The organism is Nitrogeniibacter mangrovi (genome assembly GCF_010983895.1).
Lineage (GTDB): Bacteria > Pseudomonadota > Gammaproteobacteria > Burkholderiales > Rhodocyclaceae > Nitrogeniibacter > Nitrogeniibacter mangrovi.
Genome location: NZ_CP048836.1, coordinates 621,868 through 640,285 on the forward strand (window position 1 = coordinate 621,868; position 18,418 = coordinate 640,285).

Consider the following 18,418-nt stretch of genomic DNA (forward strand, 5'->3'; position numbering starts at 1 on the left):
CACGTACATCATCCTGTTCTCCATATCAGGGGCCGGTCCGGTGGAATGCTCGGGCCAATACCTTGTCGTAGATGGCCAGATTGCCCTCGCACATGACGTCCACCGAGAACTCGTCGAGCACGAGCGCGCGCCCGGCCGCGCCCATGTGCCGGCGCAGGTCGGCGTCGTCCAGCAGGCGGATCATGGCCGTGCCCAGCGCGGCCACGTCGCCCACGTCGATGAGCAGGCCGTTGATTCCGTCACGCACCGCCTCGGGCATGCCGCCGGCGCGGCAGGCGATGATCGGCACCTGCGCGGCCGAGGCCTGCAGCAGGGAGACACCCAGCCCTTCCATGTCGGCCGGGTGCACCAGCAGGTCGAGGCAGCCCAGTTGCGCGGGCAGGTCGTCGACGAAGCCCATCAGGCGCACATGATCGCCCAGATTGGCGTCAGCGATGGCCTGGCGCAGCTCTGCCTCGAGCGGGCCGCGGCCGAACACGAGCACCTGCAGGCGCGGATGGCGTTCGAGCACCCGGGGCAGGGCGGCGAGCAGATGGCGGTGTCCCTTGCGCGGAATGAGCTGGGCCACCATGCCCGCCACCGGCGTGTCGGCGGGCAGATCCAGGGTGGCGCGGAAGGCGGCCTTGTCATACTCGCGCAGGTAGGGCGCGGGGTCGAGCGCGCTGCGCACGCAGCTGACCCGTTCCGGGGCCAGGCCTTCGGCCAGCAGCACCTGGCGGATGCCTTCGGAGATGGTGATCACATGGGCGTAGAGCCCGTACTTGAGCGTCACCGCCCAGCGCGATTCGGGGTTGTCCACCCGACGCGAAATCAGCGCCGGCACCCCCGCGAGCCGGGCCGCCACGCCACCCCAGACGTCGGCGCCGCGGCGGCTGTGGATATGCACCAGGTCGGGCCGGTGCTGGCGGATGACACGCTTGAGGCGCCCGGCGAGGCCGATGTCCACGTCGCCCTTCATGGGCAGTTCGATCACGGTGCCGAAGGCACGCGCCGGTTCGGCGATGTGGGCGCCGTCGGGGCAGGCGAGCAGATTGTCCACGCCGCGCCGGGCGAGGCCCTCCATGAGGTAGAGCACCTGCTTGCCGCCGCCGTACAGGTGGCGGCCGGATTCCACGTGCAGCACCTTCACGGTCGCGGCTCCGCCAGCGCCGAGCGCGCCTCGTCGAGCACCCGCTCCGGGGTGATCTCGCGCAGGCAGGTGAAGGCGCCATGGCAGGTGGGATTGCGCCGGCATGGCGAGCACTCGAGCCCCAGCCAGATCACCCGGCCGTTGGCGCGGCCGGTGCTCAGGTAGGGGCGGGTGGAGCCGAACAGGGCCACCGTGGGGGTGGCGAAGGCGGTGCCCATGTGGGTGAGGCCGGTGTCGACCCCGATCAGCAGCGCCGCACGCTCGATCAGCGCCGCCGCCTGCGGCAGATTGGTCTGGCCGGCGAGCACCACCGCGCCCGGGATGGCGCCGGCGATGCGGCGGGCAGCGTCCACGTCGGCCGGGCCGCCGAGGATCACCGGGGTGAGGCCCAGCTCCGCCGCGACCTTCGGCCCCAGGGCCTGCCAGGCGTCCTCGAACCAGTGTTTCTGCGGGCGGGTGGTGAAGGGCGCGAACACGGCGTAGCCCCCGCGCGCGAGGCCATGCTGCGCGAGCAGGGCCTCCGTCTGGTGTGCGGTGACCTCGCCCACCACCAGGCGCGGCAGGAATTCGCCGGTGTCGAGCCCCAGCTGTTCGGCCAGGTACAGGTATTCCGAACTGATCCGCCCCGCATCGCCCCCTTTGGGGACGACCTCGGTCATGAGCCACTGGCTCCCCTCGCGGCTGCCCAGACCGATGCGCCGCGGCGCCCCCGACAGCCAGGTGAGCAGCCCGCTCTTGAGCAGGCTCTGCAGATCGATGGCGACGTCGAAGCGGCGCGCCCGCAACTGGCGGCGAAAGTCGCGGATGGCGCCGAACAGCGCCCCGAAGCGCCGCGCCTGCCACAGCGCCTTCCATTCCCCCTTCGGCCAGTGAATCAACTCGTCGATGCACGGATCGTCCGCAATCAGCGGCGCGATGCCCGGCTCGACCAGCCAGCTCACCTGCGCCTCGGGCCAGGTCCGCTTGAGCGCGGCGGCGAAGGGCGAGGCGAAGACCACGTCGCCGATGGCCGAGGCGCGGACGATGAGGATGCGTTTCATGGGTCCGTTCGCCCGGCTTCGTCCGCCTGCCCCATGAGGCGCAGGGAGAGCAGCAGAACAATGGTGAAGAAGCGCATGTCGGGGTGGGACAGGCGGTAGTCGAAGGCCGCCCACACCGCCGTGTAGATCAGGATGCCCCACATGGCCGGCAGCAGCGCGCCCACGCGGCGGTTGCGTCGCCCCGCGCGCACCGCGCCGGCAATGAGCGCCACGCTCAAGGCCCCCCACAGTGCCACCCCGATCAGGCCCTGGGTCCACAGGGTCTGCAGGTAGCTGTTGTGCACATGATCGTAGCGTTCGCCCTGGAGGAGGCCGCCGCGCGGGCGCAGATCCCGGTCGATGACGTCGCGCAGATCACCGAAGCCGTGGCCGATGAACGGGTGTTCCGGGAAACGTTCGAGGACGTACTGCCAAAGCCGGAGGCGAACCGTGACCGAGGCGGCAGGGGCGTTCTGCAGGCCGGATTCCACGGCGGTCAGCATGGCCCGGCGTTCCTGCATGAAGCGCCCGGTGATCGCTTCGAGGTTGGCGCCGACGATCAGCACGGTCGTGATGAGCCCGGCAGCACTGAGAGCGAGGATGCGGCGGCGCCGACGGGGGTGCGGCGAGCGATAGGCGCGCATCAGCGCGTAGATGAGGAGGCAGGCGAGCAGGACCACGACGCCCAGCATGTTGCTGCGGTTCTGGGTGCTGATGACCACCTGCACGAACAAGGCGATTGTCGCCATGGCCCCGATCCGGACCGGCCACCGCCAAGGGCCCGCCACCCGCCACCACTGGCGTGTGGTGCCGAGCAGGGCAATGGCGAGACAGCCGGCGTAGAGGCCGATGCCCAATGGGCGATCAAGGTGGAAGCGGAGCCGTTCGTCCGACCACAGGGCCATGAAACCCTTGGTCCACAGGTAGCCGACAATGCCGACAAGGAAGCCGGCGCCGGCCAGCAGCCACAGCTGATGCACCCGCGCCACCCGGTCACGCGTGGGCAGGGCCGCGAGCATGGCGAAAACGAGAACGAAGAACCAGTCGATGAAGACCGCCTTCTGGTCGTAAAGCCCGGGTTCGACCCACCCGGCCGTGACCTGCAGGGCGTAGCGCAACAGCAGCCACAGGGCGAGCGCGAGAGTCAGCCAGGTGGCCGGGGACCAGGGCAAGCGACGCTCGCGCCACATGGCGATGAGGGTGGCCGGCAAGGCAAGCGCAATGGCGAGGTGGGCGGGGGCCGTCTTGAGCAGGCTGAAGAAGGCGAAGATGGCCAGGCCGAGGCAGGCAAAGCGGTTGAGCCAGACAAAAATCATCGCGATTGCATCCGATCGAGGAACGCAAGCAGCCGGCCCGCGCGCGCGGGCCAGCTGAAGTCGGCCGCCGTGCGTCGTCCGGCCGCTGCCATGCGCGCTGCGTCGTCGGGGTGGGCCCGCACCCGCATGACCGCCGCGATCCACGCGGCGGGGTCGTCCGCGGGGACGAGCAGGCCGTTGTCACCATCGCGGATGACTTCACGGATCGTCGGCAGATCGGAGGCGATCACGAGGCGGCCGGCCGCCATCGCTTCGAACAGCTTGATCGGGCTGATGGTCGCGGCATGCTGGAGATCCGCCTGATAGGGCATCAGCGCGATCGCACCGGCGGCCAGGGCGTCGGGAACCTGGGCGTGGGGAATGGCCGGGCGACAGGTGAGGTGTGGCAGATCGGTGGCTGGCGGATCGTCCGCCGGGCCGATCAGGGTCACCGGCAGGCCGGCGCGGGCCACCGCTTCCAGCATCGGAAGTCCCCGGTCCCGGCTGATGCGCCCGACGTAGAGGCCGTGCGCCTCGGCAAAGGCTTCCGGTGTCGGTGCCGGAACGCTCGCAAAGGCCGTCAGATCGACACCGCTGTGCAGCACCTCGATCCGGGTCGCCGGCAAGCCGGCTCCGACCAGGGCGTCGCGGCCGGCGCCGGAGATGACGGTGAGCCCGCGCAGCCACCCGGCACGCATTGCTTCGCGCAGCCAGCGGCCGCCGTCGGCCAGCAGGGCCACGGTGTCGTGGATCTCGAGAACATGGCCGATCCGCAGGCGGGTCATCAAGCGGGAAAAATCGGGCACGCGGGTATAGACCGCATCCGCCCGCCGCAGCTCGCGGCGGTGCGCGAGCATGAAGGGCCAGCCGCCCCAGTTGCTGTGCAGCAGCGCGGATCCGCGCACATCCACCGGCGTGCGGAGGCCCATGCCGGCGAGGAATCCGGTCAGGTCGAAGCGGCGGGGAATCGGGGGCAGGTACAAGCGGACGGTGGCGCCGGCCTGGCCCAGGGCTGCGACGGTATGCAGGGTCTGGATCAGGTTGGCCCGGGGTCGCTGGGGGCGGCCGCGGGCAAGGTAGATGATGTGTGGCGGCATGACGCCCGGCGCAGACTGAAAACGCGGATTATAGCTTGGACCGCCACCCCGGTCGTGCCCGCGGCGAGCGCGGTCCGCTCGGGTATACTTGCCGCTCTTTCGGAGCCGATCCATGCGTGTGGCCATCTTCATCCCTTCCTACGGCGACGGCGGTGTCGAGCGGATGCTCGTGAACCTTGCCGGCGGCCTGGTGGCCCGCGGGGTGCGGATCGACTTCCTCACCCATTCGGCGCAGGCACCTTATCTGGATCGGCTCGATGCCCGTGTCCGGCTCGTCGAAACCCCCCGCGGTGGTTGGTCGCTCGCGCGCTGGCTGTGGCGCTATCTGCGTGTGCAGGCGCCGGACATCGTCCTGTGCGGCAAGGATCGCGCCGGGCTGCTGGTGGCGCGGGTGCGCCGCCTGGCGGGCGCCCGCTGCCGGCTGGTGATGCGCCCCGGTACCACCTATTCGCAACGCTTCGCCGAACTGGGCGCCTGGTCGCGCTGGCGCGCGCGGGCGCGCGTGCGGCGTACCTACCGTGCGGCCGATGCGGTGGTCGGCAATGCCCGGGCGGTGGTGGACGATGTGGCCCGGGTGGCCGGTCTGCCGGCGGCGCGGGTGCATCTGATCCGCAACCCGGTGATCACGTCCGACCTGCAGGCACTGGCCGCAGCGGCGCCGGCCTATCCCGGATTCGGGCCCGAAGCGCCGCCGGTGGTGCTCGCCGTGGGGCGGCTGGCCCAGGTCAAGGGCTTCGATGTGCTCATCCGCGCCTTTGCCCGGGTGCGCGCACACCGACCGCTCAAACTCCTCATTCTTGGCGAAGGGCGGCTGCGCGAGGCGCTGCTGAAGCTGGCCGATTCGCTTGGCGTCGGCGACGACGTCAGTTTGCCCGGTTTCGATCCGAACCCGTATCCGTGCCTGGCGCATGCCGCCCTGTTCGTGTTGTCGTCGCGGCGCGAAGGCTCGCCCAATGCGCTGACCGAGGCGCTGGCGCTGGGCACGCCGGTGGTGTCCACCGACTGCCCCTCCGGTCCAGCCGAGGTCCTCGATCAGGGGCGCGTGGCGCCGCTGGTGGCGGTGGATGACGAGGTCGCGCTGGCCGACGCGATGGCGCGTGTACTCGATGCTCCTGGCGACCCGCAGGTCCGGCGCGAAGCGGTGGATGCCTACCGGGTCGAGCACTGCGCCGAACGCTATCACCTGCTCTTCGAGCGCCTGCTGGGCGAGACCGCCTGATGGCCACCGATCTGGCCATCTTCGCGGCGACCTCGGGCCATAGCGGTGTGGACCGGGTGCTGCGCAATCTCGTACCGGCCATCGCCGCGCTGGGGATGCGGGTCGACGTGCTGGGGGTCGAGGGGCACGGGCCGGTGTTCGCCGAGCTGCCCGATGGCGTGCGCCACCTGCCGCTCGGCGCATCGCATGTCAACACCGCCATCCCGGCCTTGGTCCGTTACCTCAAGGCGGAGCGACCCGCGGCCCTGCTCTCGGACAAGGACCGGGTCAACCGTGCCGCCCTGTTCGCGCGCTGGCTGGCGCGGGTGCCGACCCGGGTCGGGGTGCGCCAGGGGACGACGGTGTCGGTCAATCTGGCCAGTCGCAAAGCTTCCGAGCGCTGGCTGCAGACCGCCTCCATGCGCTACATCTATCCCCATGCGGACGCGGTGCTGGTGCCGTCGCATGGTGCGGCGGACGATCTGGCCGCCTATGCGCGCCTGCCACGCGAGCGCATTCATGTAGTCCCCAGCCCGATCATCACCCCGACGCTCCAGCTGCGCGCGGCCGAAGGGATCGAGCATCCGTGGTTTGCGCCGGGCGAGCCGCCGGTGATCCTCGGTGTCGGGGAACTGTCGGAGCGCAAGGATTTCGCCACCGTGGTGCGCGCCTTCGCGCGGGTCCGGCGCGAGCGTTCGTGTCGGCTGCTGATCCTCGGCGAGGGCCGGCGCCGCCCGGCGCTCGAAGCGCTGGCGAGCGAGTTGGGGGTGCTGGATGATGTCGCCCTGCACGGCTTCGTGCCCAATCCCTATCCCTTCATGGCACGCGCGGCGGTGTTCGCGCTGGCGTCGCGCTGGGAGGGCATGCCGGTGGTGCTTATCGAGGCCCTGGGGCTGGGGCGGCCGTGTGTGGCCTGCGATTGCCCGAGCGGACCGCGCGAGGTGCTCGACGCGGGCCGTGTGGGCCCGCTGGTGCCGGTGCAGGACGACGCCCGCTTCGCCGACGGGCTGCGCCGCCAGCTCGACGAACCCACCCCGGAGGCGGTGTCGCGTGCGGCGGTGGCCGACTATACCGACGTGGCCAGCGCTCGCGCCTACCTGGCCGCGCTCGGCTTTACGGAGTTCCAATGACATTGGCCGACGATCTGCGCGCGCCACCTCGACCGGATCCGCAGCCCGGTGCCGGACGGATCGCCATCCTGATCTCCTTTTCCGGTGAGGGCGGGGTGGAGCGCATGGTGCTCAACCTGGTCGACGCCTTTGCGGCATGTGGCTACGGCGTCGATCTGCTGGCCATCCGGGCCGACAGCGCCCATCTGGGGCAATTGCCGGCGGGTGTCGAGCTGATCGATCTGGGGGTGCGCCACAGTGGTCTGGCGATCTTCCCGTTGGCGCGCTACCTGCGCCGGGTGCGGCCCGCCGCGCTGCTGGCGGCCAAGGATCGGGCGATCCGCGCCGCGGTGCTGGCGCGCCGGCTGGCGGGCACGTCGACCCGCATCGTCGGGCGCCTCGGCACCAACCTGTCGGCGGCGCTGGAGGGGCGCGCCGGGGTGTCGCGCTGGCTGCGGGTGGCGCCGATGCGCTGGATCTATCCATCGGTCGACACCGTGGTGTGCGTCTCCGAAGGCGTGCGCGAAGACACCGCCCGCCTCACCGGCCTGAGTGCCGGGCAGCTGACCGTGATCCGCAATCCCGTGGTCACGCCTCGGCTGGCGAGTCTGGCGGCCGAGGCGGTGGATCATCCCTGGGCGCATGGCGCCGAGGTGCCGCTGATCCTCGGCGCCGGCCGGCTCACCGAGCAGAAGGATTTCGACACCCTGGTGCGCGCCTTCGCGATCGTGCGGCGCCAGCGCCCGGCGCGGCTGGTGATCCTCGGCGACGGGCGCCTGCGCGGGCGTCTGGAGGCACGCATTGCCGAACTCGGCCTGGGCGAGGACGTGGCCCTGCCGGGCTTTACGCCCAACCCCTACGCGTGGATGGCGCGGGCGAGCCTGTTCGTGCTCAGCTCCGCCTGGGAGGGCTCGCCCAACGTGCTCACCGAAGCGCTGGCGCTGGGCACCCCGAGCGTGGCCACCGACTGCCCGAGCGGGCCGCGCGAAGTGCTCGCGGGCGGGCGCTTCGGACCACTGGTGCCGGTGGGCGACGCCGAGGCAATGGGGGCCGCGATGCTGGCCACCCTGGCGGACCCGCTGCCGGGCCCGACGCTACGGTCGGCGGTGGCCGACTACCATCGCGACGCCTCGGCCGCCGCCTACCTGGCCGCCTTGGGGCTGGGGAGCGCAAACGGGTAGGATGTCGCCCACATCACGGCCTGCCGCCGGGCGGGCGGAGCCTTGCAAACGATGCTGCTGTCACTGAAATACAACTTCCTGTTCGTGCATATCGCCAAGACCGGCGGCACCTCGGTGCGCGACTCCCTGCGCCCGCTGCGCCTGCGCGACCCGTGGTTTGCGGTGCAGTTCCTGTGCTCGCGGCTGTCGGCGATGTCGGGGCACCGGCTGGGGATCAAGTTTCCGCGCCACTCCAAGATCATCGCCGCCAAGGAGATGCTGCCGGCCGAGACCTTCGACGCCCTGTTCAAGTTCGTCTTCGTGCGCAACCCGTGGGACCTGCAGGTGAGCTCCTACCACCATATCCGCCGCGAACGCCCCCACCTGATGAGCCACATCGACAGCTTCGAGGACTTCATCCGCTGGAAGCTCGACCCGGAGCGGCCCTACCAGTTCCACGTGGACACCAGCATCGAGCTGCAGAGCGACTACGTGGTGGATCTGCACGGCAAGGTGCTGGTGGATTTCATCGGCCGCTACGAGCGCCTGCCGGAAGATTTCGACGAGGCCTGCCGCCGCATCTGCATCGCCCCGCCCACGCTGCTGCACAAGCGCCAGGCCACCGACCGCAAGAAGGACTACCGCAGCTACTACACGGATGCGGTCGCGGAGCGGGTGGCGCAGCACTTCGCGCGCGATATCGAGATCTTCGGCTACGGCTTCGATCCGGAGCCGGACGAGGTGTAGGGCGGCTTTCAAGCCGCCAGCGACGTTGCCCTACGCGGGCCTTTCGTCGTCGATGAGGACCCCTTCGCCGCTGGCCAGTAACGCCGCGTAGGCGCCGCCCGCGTCCGCGAGTTCGGCGTGGCTGCCCTGTTCGACGATACGCCCATGGGCCATGACCACGATGTGGTCGGCATCGCGGATGGTGGTCAGGCGGTGCGCCACCACCAGTACGGTGCGGTTCTGGCGCAGCTCTTCGAGGGCGTCCTTGACCGCGCGTTCGGAGGCGTTGTCCAGGGCGGAGGTGGCCTCGTCCAGGAGCAGGATCGGCGCGTCCTTGAGGAAGGCGCGGGCGATGGCGATGCGCTGGCGCTGGCCGCCCGAGAGCTGGTTGCCGTTGGGGCCGACGCGGGTGTCCAGGCCCTCGGGCAGCTTGTCGATGAACTCCATCGCATGAGCATGGCGGGCGGCCGCCTCGATGGCTGCGCGCGGCACGTCGGGGCGACCGTAGGCGATGTTGGCCGCCACCGAGTCGTCGAACAGCACCACCTGCTGGCCCACCCAGCCGATCTGCGAACGGACCCAGCCCAGCGGCAACTCGCCGATGGGTTCGCCGTCGAGCAGGATGCGCCCCTCGGCGGGCGCGAAGAAGCGGGCGATCAGCTGGACGACCGTGGTCTTACCGCTGCCCGAGGCGCCCACCAGCGCCACCGTCCTGCCGGCCGGAATGTCCAGCGTGAAGGCGTCGAGCGCGGCATCGGTCTGGCCAGGATAGCGGAAGGTGACCTGTTCGAAGCGCAGCTGGCCCCGGGCGCGCGGTTTGTCGGCCATGGCGGTGTCGGGCTCGGACGGGTTGTCGAGCAGCTCGAAGATGCTCATGGCGCCGGCCAGCCCCTTCTGGATCACGTTGTTCACGTTGGTCAGGCGGCGGATCGGCTCGAACAGCATGGCCATGGCAGCGACGAAGGCGACGAAGGTGCCGGGCGTGAGCCGGTCCTCGGCCGACAGGGCGGAGGCGAACCAGATCACCAGCGCCACCGCGGTGGCGGCCACCATCTGCACGATGGGCACGTTGGCCGCGGAGACCCGCACCGTGCGCATGACCTCCTTGCGCAGACGTTCGGCGATGGCGCCGAAGCGCTGGTCTTCGTGGGCGTGGGTGCCGAACAGCTTGATCTCGCGGATGCCGTTGAGGGTTTCCTCGACCGCGCCGGTCATCTGCCCGGTGGTGGCCTGCACGGCGCGGTTGCCGCCGCGCAGCTTCTGGCTCGCCTTGCGGATGATGAAGGCCATCACCGGGGCGACGAACAGCAGCAGCAGGGTCAGCTCCCAGGCGGTCCACACCAGATAGCCGGACAGGCCGATGATCACCAGCGTGTCGCGCACCACGATGATCCAGGCGTTCGACAGCGCCGTGCCCACCTGCGGGATGTCGTAGAGGATGCGCGAGAGCATCCGCCCCTGCACCTCCATCTGGTGAGCCGACAGGGGCAGATGCAGCTGGTGCTGGAAGACCCGCTGGCGCAGGTCGGTGATGGCACGCTGGGCCACCCACTGGCTGGAGACGCTGGCGACGTAATCGGCGATGCCCTTGGCGATGAAGGCCACCATGATCAGCAGCGGCACGCGCCACTGGGCGGTCTGGTTCTTCTGGATGAGGCTTTCGTCCACCAGTGGCTTGAGCAGGGCCGGCAGCACCGGCTCGAGCGAGGCGGTCACCACCATGGCCAGGATCGAGATCACCACGACCTTGCGGTAGGGCACGATGCTGCCGAGCAGGCGACGATAGAGCGCGATCCCTTCCTTCACCGGTCGGTTACTCCCTGTGTAGCACTTTGTCCACGATCAGGCTCGACCAGCCTTCGGAGCGGAACTGCCGCTTGACCGCATCGGGGTCGTAGACCGTATCCACCCAGGTCATGAAGTCGATGGGCGTGTGGGCGTGGTAGGCCATGTAGCTGGCGAGGAAGAAGTCGAGCACGCCGGTGCGCGCCCGGCGCGAGTGACCGTATTTCCAGTGCAGCTCGCGCATGGCCGCCTCGACCGGATGGTTCAGATGCAGGATGCGGTACAGGGCGGCGGCGATGCCGGCGCGGTCGGCGCCCGACTTGCAGTGCATGAGCGCCGGATACTCGATCGAGTCGAACAGATCCTTGAGCATGTGGATGCGCGCCGGGCTCGGGGCGCCGCGGGAGAACAGCCGCGCGTCGTGGAAGGCGATACCGAGCTCTTCGCAGATGGCCTGTTCGAGCGGATAGGAGCCGTAATGACTCTCGCCGCGCAGGTTGATGATGGTCCTGAGGCCGAAGCGATGCCGGTAGCCGCGGATCTGCGCCGGACTGGGCTGGCTGCTGCGGTACATGCCGCCGCCCAGGTCGTGCAGGTTGTTGTACACCGAGCGGAAAAAGCCATGGTCGACCACATGCATGTCGAGCCAGGCGCGAAAACGTCCGGATTTCTTGGAAAGGTCCCAGGCCACGTGGCGCTCACCGCGCAATTGACAATTGGCGGAGTATACCGGAGCGCAGGCCGCTCACCGGTTGAACCACTTGAGCATCACGCCCCAGGCGTGCACGTCGAGGCGGCTGGCGTGGCCGCAGGCGAAGTCCAAGCCCAGCCAGCGGTCCGGCGGCAGGCCGAGCAGCTGGCCGGCGATGACCCGCAGCGGGCCGCCGTGGCCGACCACTACATGGGCTTCGGCCTCGGGGTCCAGCCGTTCGCTCATCCACTGGCGCACCCGCTGGGCCATCTCCAGCGGGGTCTCGCCATTGGGCGGGCGGAAGTTCATCGGGTCCTTCGACCAGTCGTCGATGGCGCTGCCGATGGCCTCGAAGGGCTGGCCCTCCCAGTCGCCGAAGCTCACTTCCTTGAGCCGGTCGTCCAGTTGCGGTTCGCCCAGCTCGACGGCCAGCCGGTGGGCCCGTTGCAGCGGGCTGGCATGCAGCGCATAGGCCTCGGGGAGCAGGGGGCGCAGGCGCGCGGCGACGTCGGCGGGGGCTTCGGCGAGGCCGACGTCGGTCTGGCCGTAGCAGGTGCCGGCGGCCACGTCGGGCCGGGGGTGGCGGATCAGATAGAGTTCCATGCGACGAGAATCCCGATGTAGCAGGCCAGCTCGGTACCCTGTTGGGCAGCACCCAGGCAGTCGCCGGTGTAGCCGCCGAGCCGGCGTTTGAAGAGGCGGGCGGCCCACCAGGTGACGATGAGCACGGCCACGCCGCCCCCGACCACCTCGATCCAGCCGAGCAGCAGCAGTGGCGCCAGGCCGCCCAGGCCCGCGACCACCAGTTCCATGTCGGAGAGCTGGCGTGCCAGCGGCTTCGACTTGCTGGTCTCGTCCTCGCGGACATAGACCAGGGTGTGGATCAGGCTGGTGGAAGCGAAGCGCGACAGGGCATGGCCGGCGATCATCGCGGTGATCGCGCCGGGTGTGCCGTGGGCGGCGATCTCCACCAGCGCGGCGGCCTTGGCCAGCAGCATCAGCACCAGCCCGGCGGCGCCGTAGCTGCCGATGCGCGAGTCCTTCATGATGGTGAGCGCCTGGGTCTTGTCCCAGCCGCCCCCGAGGCCGTCGCAGGTGTCGGCGAAGCCGTCTTCATGGAAGGCGCCGGTCAGGCGAATGGTGGCCGCCATGGAGAGGATGACCGACAGGCTCGCCGGCAGCCACTGGCGGGCGAACCAGAACACTGCGGCGCCCGCCACGCCCACGACGATGCCGACCCAGGGAAAGAAACGGGCCGCATGGTTGAGCCGGTCGGTGGAGAATGGCACCCAGCCCGGGATGGGGATGCGGGTGAAAAAACCCAGCGCGGTCAGGAAGAGTTCGAGCTGATAGCGCATGAGCTCAGCGTCTCCGCCCTCCGCCGGACCGCCCCAAGGAGGGCGCGGCCCCCTCGGGGGGCAGCGAGCGAAAGCGAGCGTGGGGGCTCATCACCACCTCATCAACGCTTGTCGCTGACGCCGGCCGACTCGAAGCTGGCCATCTGGTCGAGAAAGTTGGCGGCGGCCTGGATCAGCGGCCAGGCCAGCGCGGCGCCGGTGCCTTCCCCCAGGCGCAGGCCGATGTCCAGCAGCGGGGCGGCGTTCAGGTGCTTGAGCTGATAGGCGTGACCCGGCTCACCCGAGTGATGGGCGAACACGCAGTAGCCGGTGATGGCCGGAATCAGCGCATGGGCCACCAGCAGGGCGGCGGTGACGATGAACCCGTCCACGAGGATCAGCATGCGTTTTTCGGCGGCGCCGAACAGGGCACCGACGAGCATGGCGACCTCGAAGCCGCCGTATTCGGCCAGCACCTCGAGCGGATTGGCCGGTACGCCGCCGCGCGCCAGCGCCCGGGCCAGCAGCATGTGCTTGCGGTCCAGTCCGGCGTCGTCGAGCCCGGTGCCGCGGCCGATCACCTGCGGCAGCGGGGTGCCGGTGAGGCAGTGGGTGATCAGCGAGGCCGAGGCGGTGTTGCCGATGCCCATCTCGCCGAAGCCGATCACGTTGCAGCCGCCCTCGGCCAGGGTGTGCGCGAGTTGCCGACCATAGGCCATGGCGGTGTCGCGCTGGCTGCCGCTCATGGCCGGGCGCTCCAGGTAGTTGGCGGTGCCCGGCGCGATCTTGCCGTTGATCAGCCCCTCGCGTTTGCCGAAGTCGTGGGCGACACCGGCATCGACCACGCGCAGGGCGATCTCGTTCTGGCGCGCGAACACGTTGATGGCGGCGCCGCCGGCGAGGAAGTTCTCCACCATCTGCCAGGTCACGTCCTGCGGATAGGCGGATATGCCGGCGGTGGCGGCGCCGTGGTCGCCGGCGAACACCACCACGTGCGGGCGCTTCAGGGCCGGGGTGAGGCTGCGCTGGATGCGGCCGAGCTGCAGGGCCAGCGCCTCGAGGCGGCCGAGCGAGCCCACCGGCTTGGTCTTGGTGTCGATCTTGTGGCGGAGCGCGTCGACCAGCGTGTCGTCGAGGGGGGCAATGGCAATGTTCATCGGGTCAGGATCCGGCACGCGATGGGGGCCGATGGTAGCACGGCGGGGCGCTCAGGCCGGGGTGCCCTTGAGTGTCAGCGGCAGGCCGGCGGCGACGAAGGTGACCGTGTCACAGGCGGCGGCGACCGTCTGGTTCAGGCGTCCGGCCTCGTCGCGGAACAGGCGGCCCAGCGGCGACTCGGGCACCAGGCCGAGGCCGACCTCGTTGGCCACCAGGATCACATGGCCCGGCAGACCGGGCAGGGCGGCGACCAGCGCGTCCACCTCGGCCTGCCAGGCGGCCATGTGGTCCACCGAGTGGGGGGCGGCCAGCGAGGCGGCGTCGCGGGTCAGCAGGTTCGACAGCCACAGGGTCAGGCAGTCGACGATCACACAGCCGTCGCCGTGCGCCGCCAGGCGCACGGCCGCGGCCAGCGCCACGGGGGCTTCGACCACCGACCAGTGCGCCGGGCGGTCGGCCCGGTGGCGGGCGATGCGCGCGGCCATCTCCTCGTCGCCGGCCTCGGCGGTGGCGATCACGGTGACCGGGCCGCCGTGGGCGGTGGCGCGTTGTTCGGCGAGGCGGCTCTTGCCCGAGCGGGCGCCGCCGAGAATCAGTTCGGTACTCATGGGTGATGCACTGCAAAAGCGGGAAAAACTCGTGTAGTATCGGCGCCTTGCCTAGCGATAGGCAAACGTGTTTCAGGTGCCTGACGGCGAACCCGCCCGATGGATAAACGGGAAACAGGTGCGCGATATCGGCCCCCATCGGGGTCGAACCGCAAGGCCTGTGCTGCCCCCGCAACGGTAAGTGGCATCAAGGTGCATCCAGTCGCCACTGGGTCGAAGGACCCGGGAAGGCGATGTACCGAGCAAGCGACGCTTGCAGCCACGAGCCCGGATACCGGCCCGGAACGCTCATGACGGAAGTGCCGCGGGGTGCGGCGGATGCATGTCGATTCGACCTCCATCCCCCTCTCTCCCGCGTCGCCTCCGGAACATTGTGTCGCACGTCGGGCGGGGACGCCCGGGGTGCCGGGGAGAGTCTCTTGAGTATCCGTTCGATCGTCGCCGCGATGGCGACCAGCCTTGTGTTGCCTTCCATGTCGGCTGTGGCCGATTCCCAGGGGGAGGCGATCGTCGTCACCGCCACCCGCACCGCCCGTACCGTCGACGAGACGCTCGCGCCGGTCACCATCATCACCCGCCAGGACATCGAGCGCCTGCAGCCGCAGTCGGTGGTGGACCTGTTTCGCGGCCTGCCCGGCGTGAGCTTCGCCAACAACGGGGGGCGTGGCAAGCAGACCTCCCTGTTCCTGCGCGGCACCGAGTCGGATCATGTGCTGGTGCTCATCGATGGGGTGAAAGTCGGTTCCGCCACCGCGGGGCAGGCCGCCTTCCAGGATCTGCCGGTGGACCTTATCGACCGCATCGAGATCGTGCGCGGTCCACGCTCCAGCCTTTACGGTTCGGAAGCCATCGGCGGCGTCATCCAGATCTTCACGCGGCGCGGTGGCCAGGGCTTCACGCCCTCGTTCAGCATCGGCGCAGGGACCGATCACCACTACAAGGGCACGGCCAGCGTGAGTCAGCGCAACGACCACGGCTGGATCAGCCTGAGCCTGAGCCGTGAGCTGACCGACGGCTTCAACTCCTGCCGGGTCGAGGCCGCGGGCGTCGGCGGCTGCTACACCGCCGAACCCGACCGGGACGGCTACGACAACAACTCGGGCAGCCTGAATGCCGGTTACCGCTTCGGCGGCGGCACCGAGGTGGCCTTCAACTGGATGAAGACCGACGCCGAGTCGAAGTTCGACGGCAGCTACCAGAACAGCGCCAAGTCCAGCCAGGAAGTGGCGGGCCTGAAGCTCTCGGTGAAGCCGTTCGCGCCGTGGACCTCGAGCGTGTCGGTCGGGGTGAGCAAGGATCACGCGAACAACTACCTGAACGGCGTCTATGCCAGCACCTTCGACACCCAGCGCACCACCGGCACCTGGCAGAACGACCTGATGCTCGGCAAGGCGGTGACCCTGACCGTGGGGGTCGATGCGCAGCGCGACGAGATCGACAGCAGCACCGCCTACGCCGAGCGCGCGCGCGACAACACCGGCGTGTTCGCCCTCCTGCAGGCGGATGTCGGGGTGCATGAATTGCAGCTGTCGGTGCGTCGTGACGACAACGAGCAGTTCGGCCGGCACACCACCGGCTCGGTGGCCTGGGGCATGGGCCTGACGCCGGCGATCCGGCTGGTGGCCTCCTATGCCACCGCGTTCAAGGCACCCACCTTCAACGAGCTCTACTTCCCGTTCTACGGCAAGGCCGACCTGCGCCCCGAGACCTCGGATACCGTGGAACTGGGCCTGCGCGGCGAGCACGGCTGGGGGCGCTGGACGGTGAACGTGTTCGAGTCCGACGTGGAGGACCTGATCGCCTACGATGCTTCGATCTTCCTGGCCAACAACGTCGATTCGGCACGTATCCAGGGCGCCGAGGCCACGCTGGCGACCACGCTGGCGGGCATCGACGTGCGCGGCAGTCTCACCCTGCTCGATACCAGCAACGAATCCGACAACGCCTACCAGGGCAACTGGCTTGCCCGTCGCCCGGCCCAGTCGGCCCGTCTCGACCTGGATCGCGCCATCGGCCCGGTGCGTGTCGGCGCCACGGTCGTGGCCGAAGGCAAGCGCTACGACGATCTGGCCAACGAGCATCGCCTGGGCGGCTACGCCACCCTCGATCTGCGTGCCGAATACGCCTTTGCGCCGCACTGGCGCGTGCAGGCGACGCTGGGCAACGTCTTCGACAAGGCCTACGAGACGGCGCGTTTCTATCGCCAGCAAGGGCGCAACGTGTTCCTCACCCTGCGCTACGCGCCGGGGCGGTAAGCGCGCATGAGCCTGGCCCCCGGCGCAGATGCGCAAGGCCCGGTTTCGGGCGACACTACGGACTTCGTCGTGTCGTCCGGAGCCCTGCGTCGGGGAATGTTCGCCCGCAAGAGAGCCTTCTTCATTCTCGGCCTGTTGTGCCTGAGCAGCGTGCTGGCGGTGCTCCTCGCCTTGCGCGCGGGCAGCGTCGGTGCCGGCTGGGGCGACGTGATCGCCGCGCTGGGCGGCCATGTGGATACCACCCTGACCGCCGTGGTGCGCGAACTGCGCCTGCCACGTGCGATGGCCGCCTTCGCCAGCGGCGGCCTGCTGGCCCTGGCCGGGGCGCTGATGCAGGTGCTGCTGCGCAATCCGCTGGCTGATCCCTATGTGCTGGGCGTGTCCGGCGGGGCGGCGGTGGGGGCGCTGTCGGCGATCTTCCTCGGCTGGGCGAGCTGGCTGGTGGACGCCTCGGCGTTCGCCGGGGCCTTCGGCGCCATGGTGCTGGTGTTCGGCCTGGCACGGGGCGACGGCTCCTGGACCCAGAGCCGTCTGCTGCTCACCGGGGTGATCGTGGCCGCCGGCTGTGGTGCGGTGGTGGTGTTCATGCTGGTCATGACCACCGACACCCGCGTGCAGTCCATGCTGTTCTGGCTCACCGGCGACGTCTCCGGTGCGGCCCGCCCGTGGCCGGCGCTGTTCGTGCTGGTGGCGGGCCTGGTCGCGATCCTGCCCTTCGCGCGCGACCTGAACGTGCTGGCGCGTGGCGAGCTGGGGGCGCAGGCGCTGGGGGTGGGCACGCGCGGGCTGCGGGTGTGGGTCTATGTGCTCGCCTCGGTGCTCACCGCCGCGGCGGTGACGCTGGTGGGGCTGGTGGGCTTCGTCGGCCTGATCGTGCCGCATCTGGTGCGCCTGGCAATCGGCAACGACCAGCGCCTGCTGCTGCCCGCCGCCGTCCTCGCCGGCGGCACCCTGCTCACGGTGGCCGACACCGCTGCGCGCACGCTGGTGGCGCCGACCCAGTTGCCGGTGGGTGTGCTCACCGCCCTGATCGGCGTGCCGGTGTTCCTGTTCCTGCTGATCCGCCATCCGCGATGAGTGCCCATCCCACCTTGCTCGAAGCCGACGCGCTGGCGGTGCAGATCGGTGAGCGCTGGATCTGCTGCGATCTGTCCATGCGCATCGCGGCGGGCGAACGCCTGGTCTTGCTGGGACCCAACGGCGCCGGCAAGACCACCTTGCTGCACACCCTGGCCGGCCTGCGCGAGGCACAGCGCGGGAGCGTGCGCCTGTTGGGGCGGGCGCTGGCCGACTGGCCGGCACGGGAGCTCGCCTGTGAGCGGGGGGTGCTGCCGCAACGCCAGCCGGACTGGTTCTCCGCCACGGTGATGGAGACCGCCCTGGTGGGTCGCCATCCGCACCTGGGGCGCTGGGCCTGGGAGGGCCCGGAAGACATGCGCATCGCCACCGAATCGCTGACGCGCATGGGGCTGGAGAAGATGCCCGAGCGCAACATCCTGGCCCTGTCCGGGGGCGAGCGCCAGCGCCTGGCCATCGCCAGCCTGCTCGCCCAGCAGCCGGCGCTGTATCTGCTCGACGAACCGCTCTCCCATCTCGACCTGCACTACCAGATGGTGGTGCTGGACCATTTCACGCGCCTGGCCCGCGCCGGTGCCGGGGTCGTCGCCGTGCTCCACGACCTGAACCTGGCGGCCCGCTTCGCCGACCACGTGGTGCTGCTCGACGGGCACGGCCACATGGTGTCGGGCACCGCCGACACGGTGTTGCGCGCCGATGTGCTCAGCGCCGCCTTCGGCCATCCGATCCGGCGCCACGTCATCGACGGCCAGGTCGCGTTCCTGCTCGATTGAG

The 18,418-nt window shown here is 70.0% G+C and carries 17 protein-coding genes and 1 riboswitch; of the genes, 7 read left to right on the plus strand and 10 right to left on the minus strand.

Annotation, left to right across the window (positions count from 1 at the left end):
* Positions 1 to 25: 25 nt before the first annotated feature.
* The 4 genes from G3580_RS02860 to G3580_RS02875 are packed head-to-tail and all read right to left on the minus strand — an operon-like array spanning position 26 to position 4,666.
* On the minus strand, positions 26 to 1,129 hold the full coding sequence (locus G3580_RS02860; RefSeq protein WP_173763830.1) for a glycosyltransferase: 1,104 nt from the start codon (positions 1,127 to 1,129) through the stop codon (positions 26 to 28).
* Positions 1,126 to 2,169: a glycosyltransferase family 9 protein gene (locus G3580_RS02865; RefSeq protein ID WP_173763831.1), complete on the minus strand. Its 1,044-nt coding sequence runs from the start codon at positions 2,167 to 2,169 to the stop codon at positions 1,126 to 1,128. Before G3580_RS02865 ends, G3580_RS02860 begins: the two co-directional genes overlap by 4 nt.
* On the minus strand, positions 2,166 to 3,464 hold the full coding sequence (locus tag G3580_RS02870; RefSeq protein WP_173763832.1) for an O-antigen ligase family protein: 1,299 nt from the start codon (positions 3,462 to 3,464) through the stop codon (positions 2,166 to 2,168). Before G3580_RS02870 ends, G3580_RS02865 begins: the two co-directional genes overlap by 4 nt.
* Complete coding sequence (locus G3580_RS02875) at positions 3,461 to 4,666, minus strand: glycosyltransferase (protein WP_323847988.1); 1,206 nt, start codon at positions 4,664 to 4,666, stop codon at positions 3,461 to 3,463. The genes G3580_RS02870 and G3580_RS02875 overlap by 4 nt, the downstream gene beginning before the upstream one ends.
* Between G3580_RS02875 and G3580_RS02880 the strand changes: the two genes are divergently transcribed.
* The 4 genes from G3580_RS02880 to G3580_RS02895 are packed head-to-tail and all read left to right on the plus strand — an operon-like array spanning position 4,653 to position 8,754.
* Entirely contained in the window at positions 4,653 to 5,759 is a 1,107-nt protein-coding gene (locus tag G3580_RS02880) for a glycosyltransferase (RefSeq protein WP_173763833.1), read from the plus strand. The genes G3580_RS02875 and G3580_RS02880 overlap by 14 nt on opposite strands.
* Positions 5,759 to 6,868 carry a glycosyltransferase gene (locus G3580_RS02885; RefSeq protein WP_173763834.1) on the plus strand — a complete coding sequence of 370 codons (1,110 nt, stop codon included), beginning with the start codon at positions 5,759 to 5,761 and terminating at the stop codon, positions 6,866 to 6,868. The genes G3580_RS02880 and G3580_RS02885 overlap by 1 nt, the downstream gene beginning before the upstream one ends.
* The gene (locus G3580_RS02890) at positions 6,865 to 8,028 is read left to right on the plus strand and encodes a glycosyltransferase (RefSeq protein WP_217424590.1); all 1,164 of its coding nucleotides are present in this window, start codon (positions 6,865 to 6,867) and stop codon (positions 8,026 to 8,028) included. The genes G3580_RS02885 and G3580_RS02890 overlap by 4 nt, the downstream gene beginning before the upstream one ends.
* Before the next feature lie 51 nt (positions 8,029 to 8,079).
* Positions 8,080 to 8,754, plus strand: coding sequence for a sulfotransferase family 2 domain-containing protein (locus G3580_RS02895; protein WP_173763835.1), 675 nt, complete (start codon positions 8,080 to 8,082; stop codon positions 8,752 to 8,754).
* A 30-nt stretch (positions 8,755 to 8,784) separates the two neighbouring features.
* On the opposite strand, the gene msbA is transcribed toward G3580_RS02895, so the two are convergent.
* The 6 genes from msbA to cobU all read right to left on the minus strand — a co-directional run bounded on the left by msbA (position 8,785) and on the right by cobU (position 14,312).
* Positions 8,785 to 10,539: a lipid A export permease/ATP-binding protein MsbA gene (gene msbA / locus G3580_RS02900; RefSeq protein WP_173763836.1), complete on the minus strand. Its 1,755-nt coding sequence runs from the start codon at positions 10,537 to 10,539 to the stop codon at positions 8,785 to 8,787.
* A gap of 7 nt (positions 10,540 to 10,546) precedes the next feature.
* Positions 10,547 to 11,209, minus strand: a complete 663-nt coding sequence (locus G3580_RS02905) for a tyrosine-protein phosphatase (RefSeq protein WP_228720750.1) — start codon at positions 11,207 to 11,209, stop codon at positions 10,547 to 10,549.
* 54 nt (positions 11,210 to 11,263) lie between these two features.
* Positions 11,264 to 11,812, minus strand: a complete 549-nt coding sequence (cobC, locus tag G3580_RS02910) for an alpha-ribazole phosphatase family protein (RefSeq protein ID WP_173763837.1) — start codon at positions 11,810 to 11,812, stop codon at positions 11,264 to 11,266.
* A complete protein-coding gene (locus tag G3580_RS02915) occupies positions 11,797 to 12,567 on the minus strand; it encodes an adenosylcobinamide-GDP ribazoletransferase (protein WP_173763838.1) in 771 nt (256 codons plus the stop codon). Before G3580_RS02915 ends, cobC begins: the two co-directional genes overlap by 16 nt.
* A 101-nt stretch (positions 12,568 to 12,668) precedes the next feature.
* Positions 12,669 to 13,703, minus strand: coding sequence for a nicotinate-nucleotide--dimethylbenzimidazole phosphoribosyltransferase (gene cobT / locus G3580_RS02920; protein WP_173763839.1), 1,035 nt, complete (start codon positions 13,701 to 13,703; stop codon positions 12,669 to 12,671).
* Positions 13,704 to 13,754: 51 nt separating this feature from the next.
* A complete protein-coding gene (gene cobU / locus G3580_RS02925) occupies positions 13,755 to 14,312 on the minus strand; it encodes a bifunctional adenosylcobinamide kinase/adenosylcobinamide-phosphate guanylyltransferase (protein WP_173763840.1) in 558 nt (185 codons plus the stop codon).
* Between the two features lie 57 nt (positions 14,313 to 14,369).
* A riboswitch (cobalamin riboswitch) is annotated at positions 14,370 to 14,609 on the plus strand.
* Between the two features lie 122 nt (positions 14,610 to 14,731).
* Here cobU and btuB point away from each other — a divergent pair.
* The 3 genes from btuB (at position 14,732) to G3580_RS02940 (ending at position 18,417) form a co-directional block, all read left to right on the plus strand.
* On the plus strand, positions 14,732 to 16,567 hold the full coding sequence (gene btuB / locus G3580_RS02930; RefSeq protein WP_217424591.1) for a TonB-dependent vitamin B12 receptor: 1,836 nt from the start codon (positions 14,732 to 14,734) through the stop codon (positions 16,565 to 16,567).
* Between the two features lie 96 nt (positions 16,568 to 16,663).
* Complete coding sequence (locus G3580_RS02935) at positions 16,664 to 17,644, plus strand: FecCD family ABC transporter permease (protein ID WP_173763841.1); 981 nt, start codon at positions 16,664 to 16,666, stop codon at positions 17,642 to 17,644.
* Positions 17,641 to 18,417 (plus strand): ABC transporter ATP-binding protein, encoded by a 777-nt coding sequence (locus G3580_RS02940; RefSeq protein ID WP_173763842.1) that lies wholly within the window; start codon positions 17,641 to 17,643, stop codon positions 18,415 to 18,417. The genes G3580_RS02935 and G3580_RS02940 overlap by 4 nt, the downstream gene beginning before the upstream one ends.
* Position 18,418 lies beyond the last annotated feature (1 nt).